Source organism: Vibrio sp. A1-1 (assembly GCF_021728175.1).
Taxonomy (GTDB): domain Bacteria; phylum Pseudomonadota; class Gammaproteobacteria; order Enterobacterales; family Vibrionaceae; genus Vibrio; species Vibrio diabolicus.
This window is the reverse complement of record NZ_JAKKCL010000001.1, coordinates 862078-877602: the sequence shown is the minus strand read 5'-3', so window position 1 is coordinate 877602 and position 15525 is coordinate 862078. Positions and strand designations below refer to the sequence as shown.

General features: G+C 44.8%; 13 protein-coding genes, 14 tRNA genes and 2 rRNA genes. 8 read left to right on the top strand and 21 right to left on the bottom strand.

The genetic code is table 11. The features are described from left to right. Positions 1-112: 112 nt before the first annotated feature. The 5 genes from rrf (L3V30_RS04100) to L3V30_RS04080 all read left to right on the top strand — a co-directional run bounded on the left by rrf (L3V30_RS04100) (position 113) and on the right by L3V30_RS04080 (position 2721). Positions 113-229: ribosomal RNA gene (gene rrf, locus L3V30_RS04100) — 5S ribosomal RNA — on the top strand. Between the two features lie 100 nt (positions 230-329). Further along, positions 330-405, top strand: a tRNA-Thr gene (locus tag L3V30_RS04095). A gap of 56 nt (positions 406-461) precedes the next feature. Further along, positions 462-578 (top strand): 5S ribosomal RNA (gene rrf / locus L3V30_RS04090). Between the two features lie 46 nt (positions 579-624). Continuing rightward, a tRNA-Asp gene (locus L3V30_RS04085) sits at positions 625-701 on the top strand. A gap of 583 nt (positions 702-1284) precedes the next feature. Further along, a complete protein-coding gene (locus L3V30_RS04080) occupies positions 1285-2721 on the top strand; it encodes an NAD-dependent succinate-semialdehyde dehydrogenase (RefSeq protein ID WP_237283949.1) in 1437 nt (478 codons plus the stop codon). Positions 2722-3004: 283 nt separating this feature from the next. Here the strand turns inward: L3V30_RS04080 and L3V30_RS04075 are convergent. From L3V30_RS04075 to mutY, 16 genes are all read right to left on the bottom strand, one after another. Then, positions 3005-3080: transfer RNA gene (locus L3V30_RS04075), tRNA-Asn, on the bottom strand. Between the two features lie 15 nt (positions 3081-3095). After that, positions 3096-3171, bottom strand: a tRNA-Thr gene (locus L3V30_RS04070). Positions 3172-3211: 40 nt separating this feature from the next. Continuing rightward, positions 3212-3287, bottom strand: a tRNA-Asn gene (locus L3V30_RS04065). A gap of 22 nt (positions 3288-3309) precedes the next feature. Then, positions 3310-3385: transfer RNA gene (locus tag L3V30_RS04060), tRNA-Thr, on the bottom strand. A 53-nt stretch (positions 3386-3438) separates the two neighbouring features. Next, positions 3439-3514, bottom strand: a tRNA-Phe gene (locus L3V30_RS04055). Positions 3515-3747: 233 nt separating this feature from the next. After that, positions 3748-5373: a methyl-accepting chemotaxis protein gene (locus tag L3V30_RS04050; RefSeq protein ID WP_047008839.1), complete on the bottom strand. Its 1626-nt coding sequence runs from the start codon at positions 5371-5373 to the stop codon at positions 3748-3750. A gap of 276 nt (positions 5374-5649) precedes the next feature. After that, a tRNA-Asn gene (locus L3V30_RS04045) sits at positions 5650-5725 on the bottom strand. Between the two features lie 38 nt (positions 5726-5763). Continuing rightward, a tRNA-Phe gene (locus L3V30_RS04040) sits at positions 5764-5839 on the bottom strand. Positions 5840-5846: 7 nt separating this feature from the next. Then, positions 5847-5922, bottom strand: a tRNA-Thr gene (locus L3V30_RS04035). 70 nt (positions 5923-5992) lie between these two features. Next, a tRNA-Asn gene (locus tag L3V30_RS04030) sits at positions 5993-6068 on the bottom strand. 54 nt (positions 6069-6122) lie between these two features. Next, positions 6123-6198: transfer RNA gene (locus L3V30_RS04025), tRNA-Phe, on the bottom strand. A 7-nt stretch (positions 6199-6205) separates the two neighbouring features. Beyond that, positions 6206-6281: transfer RNA gene (locus L3V30_RS04020), tRNA-Thr, on the bottom strand. 66 nt (positions 6282-6347) lie between these two features. After that, positions 6348-6423 (bottom strand) — tRNA-Phe (locus tag L3V30_RS04015). A gap of 100 nt (positions 6424-6523) precedes the next feature. After that, a complete protein-coding gene (gene mltC, locus L3V30_RS04010; RefSeq protein WP_237308347.1) occupies positions 6524-7663 on the bottom strand; it encodes a membrane-bound lytic murein transglycosylase MltC in 1140 nt (379 codons plus the stop codon). Positions 7664-7741: 78 nt separating this feature from the next. Next, positions 7742-8014: an oxidative damage protection protein gene (locus L3V30_RS04005; protein ID WP_005381002.1), complete on the bottom strand. Its 273-nt coding sequence runs from the start codon at positions 8012-8014 to the stop codon at positions 7742-7744. A gap of 19 nt (positions 8015-8033) precedes the next feature. Next, positions 8034-9110, bottom strand: a complete 1077-nt coding sequence (gene mutY, locus L3V30_RS04000) for an A/G-specific adenine glycosylase (RefSeq protein WP_074191812.1) — start codon at positions 9108-9110, stop codon at positions 8034-8036. A gap of 203 nt (positions 9111-9313) precedes the next feature. Between mutY and trmB the strand changes: the two genes are divergently transcribed. The 3 genes from trmB (at position 9314) to glsB (ending at position 12098) form a co-directional block, all read left to right on the top strand. Then, positions 9314-10033: a tRNA (guanosine(46)-N7)-methyltransferase TrmB gene (trmB, locus tag L3V30_RS03995; protein ID WP_085342616.1), complete on the top strand. Its 720-nt coding sequence runs from the start codon at positions 9314-9316 to the stop codon at positions 10031-10033. Positions 10034-10050: 17 nt separating this feature from the next. Further along, positions 10051-11079, top strand: coding sequence for a DNA methylase (locus tag L3V30_RS03990; RefSeq protein WP_237308345.1), 1029 nt, complete (start codon positions 10051-10053; stop codon positions 11077-11079). Positions 11080-11177: 98 nt separating this feature from the next. Next, on the top strand, positions 11178-12098 hold the full coding sequence (glsB, locus tag L3V30_RS03985) for a glutaminase B (protein WP_005393987.1): 921 nt from the start codon (positions 11178-11180) through the stop codon (positions 12096-12098). 59 nt (positions 12099-12157) lie between these two features. On the opposite strand, the gene hemW is transcribed toward glsB, so the two are convergent. From hemW to L3V30_RS03960, 5 genes are all read right to left on the bottom strand, one after another. Next, the gene (gene hemW / locus L3V30_RS03980) at positions 12158-13336 is read right to left on the bottom strand and encodes a radical SAM family heme chaperone HemW (RefSeq protein ID WP_237308344.1); all 1179 of its coding nucleotides are present in this window, start codon (positions 13334-13336) and stop codon (positions 12158-12160) included. Positions 13337-13354: 18 nt separating this feature from the next. Then, a complete protein-coding gene (locus L3V30_RS03975; protein ID WP_085342619.1) occupies positions 13355-13957 on the bottom strand; it encodes an XTP/dITP diphosphatase in 603 nt (200 codons plus the stop codon). 118 nt (positions 13958-14075) lie between these two features. Further along, the gene (locus L3V30_RS03970) at positions 14076-14507 is read right to left on the bottom strand and encodes a DUF4426 domain-containing protein (RefSeq protein WP_005393982.1); all 432 of its coding nucleotides are present in this window, start codon (positions 14505-14507) and stop codon (positions 14076-14078) included. A 127-nt stretch (positions 14508-14634) separates the two neighbouring features. Continuing rightward, positions 14635-14925 (bottom strand): DUF167 family protein YggU, encoded by a 291-nt coding sequence (yggU, locus tag L3V30_RS03965; RefSeq protein WP_005393980.1) that lies wholly within the window; start codon positions 14923-14925, stop codon positions 14635-14637. Next, on the bottom strand, positions 14925-15482 hold the full coding sequence (locus L3V30_RS03960) for a YggT family protein (RefSeq protein ID WP_012841393.1): 558 nt from the start codon (positions 15480-15482) through the stop codon (positions 14925-14927). The genes yggU and L3V30_RS03960 overlap by 1 nt, the downstream gene beginning before the upstream one ends. Positions 15483-15525 lie beyond the last annotated feature (43 nt).

Sequence of the window (15525 nt, the reverse complement as noted above, 5' to 3'; positions counted from 1 at the left end):
GCCCGTGAGGCTTAACCATACAACACCCAAGGGGTTTTGATGGACTCAATGAAAGAACATTGAATGTGTAGTAACGAGAATTAAGAAACAGCTTTCCGGATTAAAGAATTTGCTTGGCGACCATAGCGTTTTGGACCCACCTGATTTCCATGCCGAACTCAGAAGTGAAACGAAATAGCGCCGATGGTAGTGTGGGGCTTCCCCATGTGAGAGTAGGACATCGCCAGGCTTTAAATTTAGTTTTCTCCTTTTAAAAAGTTGAAGACAAAAGTTAAGAGAGCCCGTTTGTAAAAGCGGGCTTTTTTAGTCCTTACGGACACAAATAATGTGCTGATATGGCTCAGTCGGTAGAGCGCATCCTTGGTAAGGATGAGGTCCCCAGTTCGATTCTGGGTATCAGCACCATTTATTGTTTGTTTTAGACTTTAAATTAAAGCCTAAAACAAAACGTAAAGAATTTGCTTGGCGACCATAGCGTTTTGGACCCACCTGATTTCCATGCCGAACTCAGAAGTGAAACGAAATAGCGCCGATGGTAGTGTGGGGCTTCCCCATGTGAGAGTAGGACATCGCCAGGCTTTAAATTTTGGACACTTGCTGATTACAAGCGAGTGATACCACTGCGGAGTGGTAGTTCAGTTGGTTAGAATACCGGCCTGTCACGCCGGGGGTCGCGGGTTCGAGTCCCGTCCACTCCGCCACTTATATTAAGCCTCAGTCGAAAGACTGGGGCTTTTTCGTTAATGCGAGTATATTTTTCCCTTCAATCGAATGAGTCCTGCGGAAAGGCCTATTAGTAGCCCAGAACCGCTGCCACTTATATTAAGCTTCACTTGAAAGACTAAGACTTTTGGTATCTGTAGTGCTAGCTTTCTCTGTAACCAAGTTGCACAATTCTAGTTGAATGTAATCTTGCCCATTTCTCTACAGATTCGAGCCTATAGTAAATGCTGGGGACTGATGGGTTATGCCGGTCATTAGACCAGAGAATTCGCATAAGCTAGCTCGTAGTCTGCATTCTTGTCACTGCGTATTTCGTCAACGCTCCTCTCTAATAAGAGTTTTCTACTGCTACTTCGCAAATATTCATCGTTCTAGTGTTCTGGATAGTCCCTAGGAGTTTGTTACCGCTAGTCTGATTTAGTCATTGGAAGAGAATGAGCGTCTAGACTGTTAAGAGAATAAAGTCATTCGAACATTCATGTCTTTTAGAAAACTTTGTTTTCTTTGCTGATCTTGCTAGTAAAGATTAACCTAAGAGGAGTTCTCGTAGGAGTAAGTTTGATGATGCAACAAATAAAAAATGAAACCTTGAAATCCGTATTTAAACAATGGTCTTCCGAAGAGGGAATTGTGGTCATCAACCCTGCAACTGAGCAAGAGTTAGTTCGATTAAAGCCCAGTGCTCTTGAGGAATTAGATGACATTATTGGTAAGTGTAAAACCGAGCAAATTCGCTGGGGAAAGCTAAGTGCTAAAGAGCGCTCTCGTCGCTTGAAAAAGTGGTATCAATTACTCCTTGATAATGCAGAAGACATTGCCACAATTATTACCTTAGAGCAGGGGAAACCATTAACCGAGAGTAAAGGGGAGGTGATGTATGGCGCCTCTTTTGTCGAGTGGTTCTCAGAAGAAGCCAAACGTGCTTATGGCGAAGTTATACCTGCCCCCACGACAGATCGACGTCTGTCTGCTATTCGCCAGCCTGTAGGGGTATGCGCTGCAATTACGCCGTGGAACTTCCCTATTGCGATGATTACAAGAAAAGCAGCACCAGCCCTGGCGGCAGGTTGTGGTATGCTGATTAAACCCTCTGAGCTTACTCCTCTTACTGCAATTGCTGTTGTTGAATTAGCTTATCAGGCAGGAATCCCAAAAGAACTGCTTCCTGTGGTGGTATCAGAGCAGGCAGCTGAGTTTGGCCAAGTACTAAGTACTGATCCTAGGATTAAGAAAGTTTCTTTTACGGGCTCTACGCGAGTCGGGAAGATTTTGATGAAACAAGCCAGTGACTCTGTCAAAGCGGTTTCGATGGAGTTAGGTGGTAATGCACCTTTTATTGTTTTTGAAGATGCAGATTTAGATGCGGCTGCGGAAGGGCTTGTCGCTTCGAAGTTCCGTAATGCAGGGCAAACATGTGTTTGTACCAATCGGCTGTATGTTCATGAAGGTGTAAAACAAGTTTTTATTGAAAAAGTATTGTCGAAGTTAAACAAATTACAGCTTGGTAATGGTTTAGAGAAAGGTGTCACATTAGGCCCTGTTATTACGATGGCTTCTAAACATCGCCTAGAGGCAGTGATCGATCAAGCCGTACAAGAAGGAGCTTCTATTGCCAACTCTCCACAGAGACGCCCTGGGCGCTTTATGGAGCCCGTTCTTTTGGATAGCGTCAAGCAGCATATGTCGATTGTTCAGCAAGAGCTATTCGGGCCTGTGTTACCTATTATTACCTTTGAGAATGATGAACAAGTTCTCGGAATGGCGAATGACACAGAGTATGGTTTGGCTTGTTACTTCTACACGAATAACTTCAAGCGTATTGTTGCTTTCAGCGAAGGTCTGGAATACGGCATGGTTGGTGTCAATGAGGGGATTATTTCTACTGAGGTGGCCCCGTTTGGTGGAGTGAAAGAGTCAGGAGTTGGCCGAGAAGGTGCGAAACAAGGGCTCGATGAATATTTGGAGACAAAGTATATTTGTCTCGGTGGTTTAAGCTGAGTTGGTTGATTTAAGCAAAAAGCTGGGTTTTACCTGGCTTTTTTGATCTGGGAGATGTGTGCCACCCACTATGATTATTATTTATTGGTGAACATTGCTTATGGAGGGACTATCGATAGAAAGCAGAGTTGTTGGTGAGCAGGTATTCCAATCTAAGTTAAGCGATGCCTTCAAGGTAATGATCTAAACTCTGATTTTCTTTCCTGAGTGACATGAGTAGAAAAGGGTTTGACTTTAAACCAATGCAAAAAAGCCGTATCAAGAGATACGGCTTTTTCTAATATGGCTCCTCCTACTGGACTCGAACCAGTGACCTGCGGATTAACAGTCCGTCGCTCTACCAACTGAGCTAAGGAGGAACAAATTTTAATAAGTGGTGCCGACTACCGGAATCGAACTGGTGACCTACTGATTACAAGTCAGTTGCTCTACCTACTGAGCTAAGTCGGCAAATTTTCGTTAATAAGTAATCGACTTACTAACTGAAAAATGGCTCCTCCTACTGGACTCGAACCAGTGACCTGCGGATTAACAGTCCGTCGCTCTACCAACTGAGCTAAGGAGGAATTGTCTTTTTAAAAGAATAAATGGTGCCGACTACCGGAATCGAACTGGTGACCTACTGATTACAAGTCAGTTGCTCTACCTACTGAGCTAAGTCGGCACACTATATTCTTTAACTATTGTTCGTGCTAAGCACCAACAATTAATAAATTGTGGTGCCCGGAGGCGGAATCGAACCACCGACACGAGGATTTTCAATCCTCTGCTCTACCGACTGAGCTATCCGGGCGACGAGGTGTATTAAACGGTTTTTCGGCTCTTAGGTCAACCATAAAATTAAAATAAAATATCGTTTGATGAAAATGTGCTCGGAGTGGGCTGTTTTTATGCATTTTTGATACAAATACACCATTAACTAAGCTTTCTTTAATGGAGAGATAGGAGTTTGAAAGTAGAGTAAATGGATAAAAACAAAAAAAGCACGCTTGAAAACGTGCTTTATACTAAACAATTGACTTTAACCTAGTGCTTTACAGAGAACTTGTTTACCCAACCTTCTAGCTCATCTGCCAGCGAAGCTAAACTTTGAGTGCTTGATTGGCTCTCCGTTACCACAGAGTTGAGCTGGCTTCCGCTTTCCTCGATAAGATTGACGCGCAGCGCAATATCATCGCTAACCTGAGTTTGTTCGGCTGCTGCGGTCGCGATCTGCTGACTCATTGCGGTGATAGATTCTAACGCCGTTACAATTTGCTGCAGAGCTTCAGAGGCATTCTTAGACTCTGTTACTGTGCCCTCACTGGTTTCTGCACACACTTCCATTGTGTGAATAGCGTTACGGGAACCTTCTTGCAGGTTGGAGATCATATGCTGAATCTCTTTAGTGCTATCTTGTGTTCGGCCTGCCAGGTTACGCACCTCGTCGGCAACAACGGCAAAGCCTCGACCTTGCTCTCCGGCACGTGCTGCTTCAATGGCAGCATTGAGTGCGAGTAAGTTTGTTTGCTCTGCAATATCGCCAATTACATCGAGCACTTTCACTATACTATTTACATCCTGATCTAGATCGGCGACCGCTTTACTTGCAGTATTTAATTGAGAAGCCAAACCTTGAATGTTTTCAACAGTACTGTGAATCAGCTTCTGAGTATGCTGACTTTGTTTATCGGCTTCGTCTGTGTTGTTTGCTGTATCACTTGCCGAGTTGGCAACATGGTTGGCTGAAGATGCCATTTCAGTCATCGCAGTGGCAATCATTGCTGTTGACTGCTGCTGAGATACGGTGAGATCGGCAATCGTATTTGAGCGAGATTCTACGGCAGATAACTCAGCGCGCAGTGCGTGCATGGATTTCTCAAGGTTTGTCACCATGCTGGCTAGCGATTGACTCATATCTTGCACCGCACGATAGATACTTCCTCTCGGCGCCACTGCATCAAAACTGGTCTGAATGTCGCCTTGTGCGACAGCTTGAACGGCTTTGCGCACATCGTTTGGCTCTCCACCAAGTAGATTGAGCATCTTGCGAATCGAGATTATCAGGCCACCGAGAATACTCCCCGCGATAACTAAACACAGTACAAGCTGCCATTGAGCGGTAGCCCAGAAGCGAGCATTCACCTCATTAAAGCCGATCCCTGTACCTACAACCCAGCCCCAATGTGGTGTTTTCTCGGCAATAGAGTGTTTTTCTTCAATGCTTCCGTCGGCCTGCTTTTGACTCCAAGTATATTCGATGATTTGACCTGTTTTGCGCCCCAAAACATCTAAGATAAGTTGGCCGACGCTGTTGCCATCTCCATCACGAAAGTCGTGAAAGCTTGTTCCATGTAATTGAGGGTCAAGCGGAGCTGCAACAAAAATCATGTTCTCATCTGCGACATAAACGTATTCGTTGTCTTTGTAGATATTATTACGGAGTAGGCGAGTGGCTAATGATTTCGCTTCGTCCTCTGGCATTTTGCCTTCGATAGCCATTTTTTCTACTTCGGTAAGAATGCTGTACGCACTTTTGAATAGCTCAGTAACCCGAGCTTTGTTATCAAGGTTACTTGCGACGCGAAGTGTCCATAAGCCCGTTGCGGTCAGTGCTAGGAGTGCTAGCAATATGATCGCAGATAATAAATAGGCTTGAGTTTTTAGTTTCATATTTGGCTCACAAATAAAGTGTCATCACTATGCAAGGCATAGCTAAAAGAAGAAATGTAATAACTCGGGCATCTTAGTGAAGATGAATATTCGCGCATACTAATGCGTATTGAAATTATGATGAGGATTAAATTTTTAGCGTAAAATAAGTATTTTTTAGAGATTGGGCTTAATATTTTGCGATGCTAGAAACAGAGAAACAGAGAAACAGAGAAAATGAAATGAGCGTAGGGCAGATGCCAAAAAGCCGCATCAAAAGATGCGGCTTTTTAAAAATGGCTCCTCCTACTGGACTCGAACCAGTGACCTGCGGATTAACAGTCCGTCGCTCTACCAACTGAGCTAAGGAGGAATTATTCGTGTATCGTGTTTAGCAATGACACCAAATAATGGTGCCTCGAGGCGGAATCGAACCACCGACACGAGGATTTTCAATCCTCTGCTCTACCGACTGAGCTATCGAGGCAAAAGAATGGTGCCGACTACCGGAATCGAACTGGTGACCTACTGATTACAAGTCAGTTGCTCTACCTACTGAGCTAAGTCGGCACACTTTATTCTTTTTAGAAGAGATGAACTCTTCGTTTTAAGAATCTCATTTTTATGAAATTCTTGAATTTGGCTCCTCCTACTGGACTCGAACCAGTGACCTGCGGATTAACAGTCCGTCGCTCTACCAACTGAGCTAAGGAGGAACTATTCTGTTTTGTGTCTTGCCAATGGTTTAAATTAAGCAAGCGCACCAAATATGGTGCCTCGAGGCGGAATCGAACCACCGACACGAGGATTTTCAATCCTCTGCTCTACCGACTGAGCTATCGAGGCAAAAGAATGGTGCCGACTACCGGAATCGAACTGGTGACCTACTGATTACAAGTCAGTTGCTCTACCTACTGAGCTAAGTCGGCACACTTTATTCTTTGTGCTTTTGTCCGTGTTATAACATTTCGTTAAGACACCAACAAATCAAATTGTGGTGCCCGGAGGCGGAATCGAACCACCGACACGAGGATTTTCAATCCTCTGCTCTACCGACTGAGCTATCCGGGCAACGGAGCGCTATTAAACGGATTTTCCCGCTTTGCGTCAACCACTTTTTTTAAATAATTTCAAAAAAGTGCTTGTTCGAACGCTTTTTATTCAACTATCACTACAAAGTTTGCTTTGAGTTAAATTCCTTTTTGAAATTTGTAACTTTTTCTAGGTAACGACGTGCTTCTGCGTTCGGGTGTTTCTTAGTTAGTGCCCAATAAACTTGGTTGGGTTGCAACGAATTAAGATCTTGCATTGCGCGTTTGCGATCGCTGCGATGGAATGTGTTTAAAACACCTCCAGTACCGCCATTGTAAGCGGAAATCATACTGTACTCGAGAGAGGTAGGGTGATGGACTTCTCTTAAATAACGATTTTTTAAGATGTAGAAATACGCAGTACCGGTATCGATGTTGTTTTCTGGATTAAACAAATATTCAGGGCTTGGTTGGCCTGAGCGCTTTTTCACGAGCTTGAATACGTCTCGACCGGCGGTTTTAGGTACAACTTGCATTAAGCCATACGCATTTGCCCAACTTACTGCGTACGGGTTGAAGCTGCTCTCGGTTTTAATAATGGCGTATATCAAATCTTCTGGAATATCGTATTTCTTAGAAGCTCGGCGCACGATATCGGCGTATTGGTAGCTGCGTGTTGAAAAATGGTCTTCAACCATGGGGATTTCGACGTAATACGCTTTCTTGAAATCAACGTCTTTGGTCTTGATCTTGTTTGCGATGAGATACTCCGCAAATCGGTTTGCCCGCCAAGACCACTGAATTGGCTTATTGTCTTGATCGACAACTTGTTTATACAGAAATGGTTGCCCTTCTAACGTGATTCCTTTTGAGGAGAACAAGTCGACGTGAGCTGGATCGTCTGGCGTGAGTAAGGTAGTGACAATCGCCTCTTTGAGGTGCTTTTGGGGCTCGGTCGGTGATACGGTTTCAATCGTGATCACGCCTTTGCGAAAGTCGACTTCGGCGCGGCTAAGGTAGTTATCGATATATTTGACGTAATTACTTTTGCCTGCGTACTTAATTTCTTTTTTACCCCAGCGCTTTTGAATATTACCAGAGAAACTATTGATCAGGGCGTCCAACGCGGCGGTATCTTTTTCAAATTGTCCAGGTAGCTCAGCTAAGTTATTGGCAAAACGGTTTGTGGGCTCGTAGTTGACGTCATAAATCTTTTCGACGAATTCACGGCTACAGCCAGCCATTAAAAATGCGGCAGCAATAAAGACAATTTTTTTCATAAGTATCAGGGCTATTGAAGGTAATAGAAAAATGACACCACAAGTGGTTGTGATGTCATTGTTTTAACTCAAGCGACTTTATTCGCTCGGCGGTGTGTAACCTTCGATATGAACGTCTTTTCCTTCAAAGAGGAAGTTTACCATTTCTGTTTCGATCAGTTTTCGGTGCTCTGGATCCATCATGTTGAGTTTCTTTTCGTTGATCAACATGGTTTGTTTGTGTTGCCACTGAGCCCACGCTTCTTTCGAGATGTTGTCGAAAATGCGTTTACCTAGTTCACCAGGGTAAAGTTGAAAGTCTAGACCTTCGCCTTCTTTTTTTAGTCGAGCACAAAATACAGTGCGGCTCATAATGACTCCTTGTATTCAATTAACGAAGTTCGTGGGGTAGCGCTTCCAGCAATAGTTTTACTGGCGCGGCTAAACCGACTTCTTCAGGTTTAGATAAGTTATACCAAAGACCTTTGTTGCCTTCCATTATCACGTCCGGTTGCTTTGATAAATCAATCAAAATTGGCGTGATATCGAGGTGGTAATGGCTAAAGGTATGGCGAAAGGTAATCAGTGTTTGCTGCTGCTTGATATTGCTGGCTTGAATGCCACGTTGATCCAGTAGCAATTCAATGTCGCTTTCTACATCCACATGTTCGGTTTGTGGGAAGCAAAATAAGCCACCCCAAATGCCTGTTTGTGGTCTTTGTTCTAACCACACTTCATGACCATTTTCGGTGTTGTGGTGAAGCATTACAAAACGAGTTTGCTTGATTGGCTTGTCTTTTTTCGGTTTTTTACCCGGGTAATCGAGCACATTGCCTTGTTGTTTTGCCACACACAGATCCGCAACAGGGCAGAGGCTACATTTGGGTTTGCTGCGTGTGCAGACCATTGCGCCCATGTCCATCATTGCCTGGTTATACTTATCTACGTCCGTTTGTGGGGTATGCGTTTCGGCAATTTCCCACAGCTGGTTTTCAACCTTTTTTTGTCCTGGCCATCCTTCGACTGCGAAACAGCGGGATAGGGTGCGCTTCACGTTGCCATCAAGAATCGCATGTGGTTGTTTATACACAGACGATAAAACGGCGGCTGCGGTAGAGCGGCCAATCCCCGGTAAGGCGTTCATTTTCTCTATATCAAGAGGAAACTCACCATTGTATGTAGAGGCGACCTCTTGTGCTGCTTTGTGAAGGTTACGGGCTCGGGCGTAATACCCTAAGCCAGTCCAAAGGTGCAGGACTTCATCTTGCTCAGCATTGGCAAGATCGATCACGGTTGGAAAACGCTCCAAGAAACGTTGGTAATACGGAATAACCGTAGTGACCTGAGTTTGCTGAAGCATGATTTCAGACAACCAGACACTGTATGCGGTCTTATTTTGTTGCCACGGAAGATCTTTTCTTCCATATGCGTCATACCATTCTAGGATGGCATTGGCGAAAGGTGTCACGACTTGCTCTGTATTCTATTATTGGTTAGGTGCAAAATTGCACCACATAATGGGCAAGAAGTACAACGGATAAACAGTAGGGATATAAAGAGGTGTGCTATTGCTTTTGGGCTGCCATAGGCCAAGAGCTCAACAAATACTTGCACCTCAGTAAATTCTTTGGATAATCCCCGCTTTGATTAATCAATGTGCAGGCAAAATCAATGAGTGAAGTAACCACTAACGAATACAACGAAGACGGAAAGCTGATCCGCAAAATCCGCAGCTTTGTGCGCCGTGAAGGGCGTTTGACTAAAGGTCAAGAGAGCGCGATGAATGAATGCTGGCCAACGATGGGTATTGACTTCAAAGCTGAACTTCTCGATTGGAAAGAAGTGTTTGGCAACGATAACCCAGTAGTGCTTGAGATCGGTTTTGGTATGGGTGCTTCATTGGTTGAAATGGCAAAGAATGCACCAGAGAAGAACTTCATTGGTATCGAAGTACACAGCCCGGGTGTTGGTGCTTGTCTTGCGGATGCGCGTGAGGCGGGAGTTACTAACCTGCGTGTGATGTGCCATGACGCAGTGGAAGTGTTTGAGCATATGATTCCAAACGGCAGCCTATCGACACTGCAGTTGTTCTTCCCAGACCCTTGGCACAAGAAACGTCACCACAAGCGTCGCATCGTTCAATTAGGTTTTGCTGAAATGGTTCGCGAGAAGCTGATCCCTAATGAAGGTGTTTTCCACATGGCGACAGACTGGGAAAACTACGCAGAGCACATGATTGAAGTTATGAACCAAGCGCCAGGTTTCGAAAACATTGCTAAAGATGGTGATTTCGTTCCTCGTCCAGACGACCGTCCTTTAACGAAGTTTGAAGCTCGTGGTCATCGTCTTGGTCACGGTGTGTGGGATATCAAATATAAGCGTATCGCGTAACTAGAGGAGTTCATGGGATGTACCATTACGCGATATTAGCGAATCCGGGTCATAACCGAATTTACTTTGATAGCGCAATGACCATTGCCTGTTCAGAGCTAAAAGCAATTTTAGCTTCACAAGGCGTGGATGTGACAGAAATTGGTAGTAAAGAGGTTGGCTTACCTGCAGCGTTGGTGTTTTCTTGTCAGGAAGCTCTAAGCGATGAGCAGACGCGAAGAATCGCAGCCTCTTCGATTTACTATGCACTATTTGAAGTGCGCGAAGATGGTTTACTTCGACCAATTCAAGCGTCAGCGTTCAATACTTTCCCGGAAAGCATGAGTCAGATTCTGCGTTATACCGGGAAAACAAACGAGCAGTTTACTCGCTTGATGGTAAATATCGGCATTAGTGCGTCCAGTACGGGAAGTGAGCAGCTGACCTTAATGGATCCAATGTGTGGTAAAGGTACAACCTTGTTTGAAGGCTTGATCCATGGTTTGAACGTTGTGGGGGTAGAGATCAATGCCAAGTGGGTGCAAGAGATCCAAACCTTTATCGTTAAGTTCATGAAGAATGGCCGCTTTAAGCACAAAGTGAGCAAAGAAAAGCGCACTGCGGGTGGCAAGAAAGTGGCGGATGGTTTCGTGGTTGAAGCTGCAGCAAATAAAGAAGATTACAACCAAGGCAATCTTCAGTTTATGAAGCTGTATTCGGCTGATACTCGTATCGCTGATCAAGTCGTGAAAAAGAACTCAGTTGACGTGATGGTGTCTGACTTGCCTTACGGCGTGCAGCACGGCAGCAAAAATGCCAAGGACAGCAAACTGAACCGCAGCCCACTAGAGCTTTTAAAAGAGGCTCTGCCTGCATGGAAAGTGGTACTGAAAAAACAAGGTTCAGTGGTGCTGTCTTTCAATGAATTTACGTTGAAATGGAAAGACGTCGCGGCATTATTTGAAGAGCAAGGTTGGAAGGTACTTTCAGAAGAGCCTTACATCGGTTATCTTCACCGTGTTGATCAATCTATCAACCGCAATATTATTGTGGCAGTAAAACCATAATCGACTTGAGTCGAACGAACCCTATGGAAAAGCCAACGACACGTTGGCTTTTTTTACCTCTGAGCTCAACGAGTTCTCTTGTAAATAGAAGGTAGAGAATGAAACCGACAGTGGAAATTTTGACAGATATTTTGGCGGAAGTGCGCCCTTTAATCGGCCAAGGCAAAGTGGCTGATTACATTCCTGCTCTGGCAAAAGTACCAAGCAACAAGTTAGGTATTGCGGTATACACCAACGAAGGTGAGGTTATTAAGGCGGGCGATGCCGATGAACCTTTCTCTATCCAATCTATTTCAAAAGCATTGAGCTTGACGTTAGCGATGTGCTTGTACAAGCAAGAAGAAATTTGGTCTCGAGTGGGAAAAGAGCCTTCGGGGCAGGCATTTAATTCGCTAATCCAGCTAGAAATGGAGCAAGGTATTCCTCGCAATCCTTTTATTAATGCTGGAGCGATAGTTGTGGCGGATCTGTTGCAAACTCGCTTATCTGCACCTCGTCAGCGTCTATTGGAATTTGTACGTCAGCTTTCTGGTGATACTCATATTGTGTATGACAAAGTCGTCGCGGCATCCGAAATGATGCATGGTGATCGTAATGCGGCGATTGCATATCTCATGCGCTCGTTTGGCAACTTCGAAAATGAAGTGATTCCAGTGCTGCAAAACTACTTCCACGCTTGTGCGCTGAAGATGAGCTGTGTCGATTTGGCTAAAACGTTTAGCTATTTAGCAAACAAGGGCACATCGGTACAAACGGGTAAGCCTGTAGTTTCTCCCGTGCAAACCAAACAACTTAATGCACTGTTAGCAACGTGTGGCCTGTATGATGGCGCGGGCGAGTTTGCTTATCGTGTTGGCATGCCTGGTAAGTCTGGCGTCGGTGGTGGCATTATCGCGGTAGTACCTGGCGAAATGACCATTGCAGTATGGTCTCCAGAGCTTGACCCTTCAGGTAACTCGCTTGCTGGCACTAAGGCGCTTGAGTTGCTATCGGAGCGAATTGGCCGTTCGATTTTCTAATGTTGAAGTTCTATATAAAACGCCTCTCAATTGAGAGGCTTTTTTGTTTTTGGGCTGCGTTACTCTTCGCTTTCTTCGGCCATAAAGGCTTCGAGCAAATCATTAAGGAAGAGCTTACCTTTTTCAGTTATTTGCCAATGAGTGGCGGTTTCACTCAAGTAGCCCATTTCTAACGCCCAATCGATGGTTTCTTGAATCGTACTGAGCGGCAAGCCTGTGGTGTCCACGTAATCTTGCTTCGGGCATGCTTCCATTAAGCGGAATCGGTTCATGAAAAACTCGAATGGACGGTCTTCATCCGCGACGACATGTTCTGTATGCAGATAAGGTTTGACCATATTTTGATAAGCCGCTAAATAGCCTCGCGGGTGTTTTACCTTTGTCGTTCGAATAATACGTCCGTCGGTAAAACTGAGTTTGCCATGAGAGCCACAACCGATACCAAGGTAATCCCCAAAGCGCCAGTAGTTGAGGTTGTGCTGACACTGATAACCCGGCTTGCTGTAACCGGAGATTTCATATTGCACATAACCCGCGGCTGCAAGTTTTTGGTGTCCGAGCTCGAAAATATCCCACAAGTCATCATCGTCAGGTAGCGTTGGTGGCTTGTAGTAGAACATGGTGTTTGGTTCGATGGTCAGCTGATACCAAGACAGGTGCGGCGGTGCCAACTCAATCGCTTTGTCCAAATCTGCCAAGGCTTGTTCGATGCTTTGATCAGGTAAGCCGTGCATGAGATCGAGGTTAAAACTGTTCAAACCGATTTGATGCGCCAGCTTAGCAGCATTGACGGCTTCGTCTTGGCCGTGAATGCGCCCCAAACGCTCAAGCTTCTGCTGCTCAAAGCTTTGCACACCGATAGAGATACGCGTTACACCAGCTTTGCGGTAGCTAACAAAACGCTCTGCTTCGATGGTGCCTGGGTTAGCTTCCATGGTGATCTCAATTTCTGGCTTAAACGGAATACGCGCTTCAATGCCCTTAAGTAGACGCTCGATGCCTTCTGCCGAAATCAAACTCGGCGTACCACCACCAATGAAGATTGAATGCAGTGGACGTGGCGCTTCGTTAAGGCGGTATTTCTCAATGTCGGTATCCAAATCTTCTAGAAGGGCACTGATGTACTCTTCTTCTGGAATCTCGGTTTTGAGCGCGTGAGAGTTAAAGTCGCAATACGGGCACTTTTGTACGCACCAAGGGATGTGTACATACAAGCTGAGTGCTGGGGGCGTTAACATGGTCTAATTCGCTCGTGATTACTGAGACACTTGCTCAGACAGTTGAGCAAACAACGACTTGAGCGCTTTACCGCGGTGAGACAGTTGTTTCTTACGTGCAGGTTCAAGTTCGGCTGACGCACAGTTGTTTTCAGGAACAAAGAAGATTGGGTCGTAGCCAAAGCCATTTTCACCGTGTGCTTCAGTTAGAATTCGGCCTTCCCATTTACCGTGACAGACGATAGGCGTTGGGTCGTTCTCGTGACGCATGAGGACTAATACGCAGTGGAAACGTGCTGTACGTTCTGCTTCTGGTACGCCTTCCATTGCCGCTAGCAATTTTTCTAGATTCTCTTGATCAGATGCGCTCTCGCCTGCGTAACGTGCAGAGTAAATGCCCGGAGCGCCTTTTAAGAAATCGACTTCTAATCCAGAGTCGTCTGCAATCGCAGGAAGCCCTGTTTCTTGTGCGGCATGGCGAGCTTTAATGATTGCGTTTTCAATGAACGTTGTGCCCGTTTCAGCTACTTCCGATACATTGAATTCACTTTGCGCTAATACTTCAAAGCCGAAGTCAGACAACAAATCTGCCATTTCACGAACTTTGCCTTGGTTACCAGTTGCTAGCACAATTTTTTTCATGGGAATCTCTTTTAATAGTGATAGAGGAGAACAAATCGTTCTCCTCTAGATATTCTTTAACTAATAAGTGGTTTTTAGCCTGCTTAGATCCAAAAGCTTTTGGATCATCACAACCCAATTACTCTTCAACATAAAACTTCTGGGTGAATTTAAGCTTACCTGAGCCTTTGTTTCCAGCTTTTACGTCAATATCGAAAGTAAAAGTTTCTTCGTGGGTAATTGGCAGTTCGGCTAAATAGTATATCGCATTGCCTTCTTTGACTTCACGAAAGGACAAGGTCTGAGTTTGGCCGATGAGGTTTTTCGCGCGTCCAGCAATTTTTGCTTCTAATGCAGGTTTACCCAATGAAGCTCTATCTAGCACGCTAATATTAACCACAGCGAGGTATCCATTACGCTTGATATCGTAGCTACGTGCGACTTTCGGTGTTAAGAATGTCGAGTTAAACGCGACATAGTGTACTTCGATATCTTTCATATTTTTAAACTGATCGGCGAAGCTTGGTAACGACAATAGGCTGATCAGTAATGCGGTAATCCATTTGCTCATTGTTACTTCCTCAAAGCACTTGTTATAAAACAACCATAGCCGCAATTTTACCTTGGTCACGGGGGAAAAATGCGAACTCAGTCATTGGTACTAGTAAGTGTGGTACAAAATTGTAAATAAAAAGCCATCATAAGATGGCTTTAATTTCTGTCGGTATCTGGGTAGGTGATTCTATCCGAATTTGTTTGTGCCGTCCTAATTCACCTTTTTCTATGTGAACCAAACCCTTAGCGATTTTAAACTGCTTGGCTAAGAACTTAGTGAGGTGCGCATTAGCTTTGCCATCGACAGGTGGAGCAGTAATGGCGATTTTGAGCTCTTCACCATGCAAGCCAACAATTTTATCGCGGCTTGCTTTAGGTTGAATATAGAGCTTTAGGATGATGTCCTCGCCATCTTGCCAAACTGCGGCTGACATTATAACTGGAACCAAATTGGACCAATGATATCACCCATCAAGAAGTTCGCGAACTGCAAGCCGATAAACAGTACCAGTACGCTCAAATCAAGACCACCAATAGCCGGAATAATACGACGGATTGGTGCGCACATTGGCTCGGTTAATTGATGGAATACGTACTCGATAGGGCTGCGACCTTGGCTTACCCAGCTCAAAATTGCACGGATCAATAGTACCCAGAACAGCAGACCTCCAGCGGCTTTGATTAATGATAACAAGCCTAAGAACAAGAAATCAGCGCTGAAAGAGACGGAACCGTTCGAAGCTATCAGGATCAGAACGACAAATTTAAGCACACACAACACGTAGGCAAACAACACTGTTGCTAGGTCAATATTCCCCACGGAAGGGATAATGCGGCGCAGTGGGCCAATGACCGGCTGAGTCGCTTTTACTATGAATTGCGAGAATGGGTTGTAGAAGTCTGCGCGTGCAGCTTGCAACCAAATTCGCAAAATTACGACCATGATGTACAGGTCAAATAGGGTTGAGATGAGAAAACTCATTGAATTCATAAGGTACCCTTAACAAGTGATGGATGATACTAAACGGAGTTCA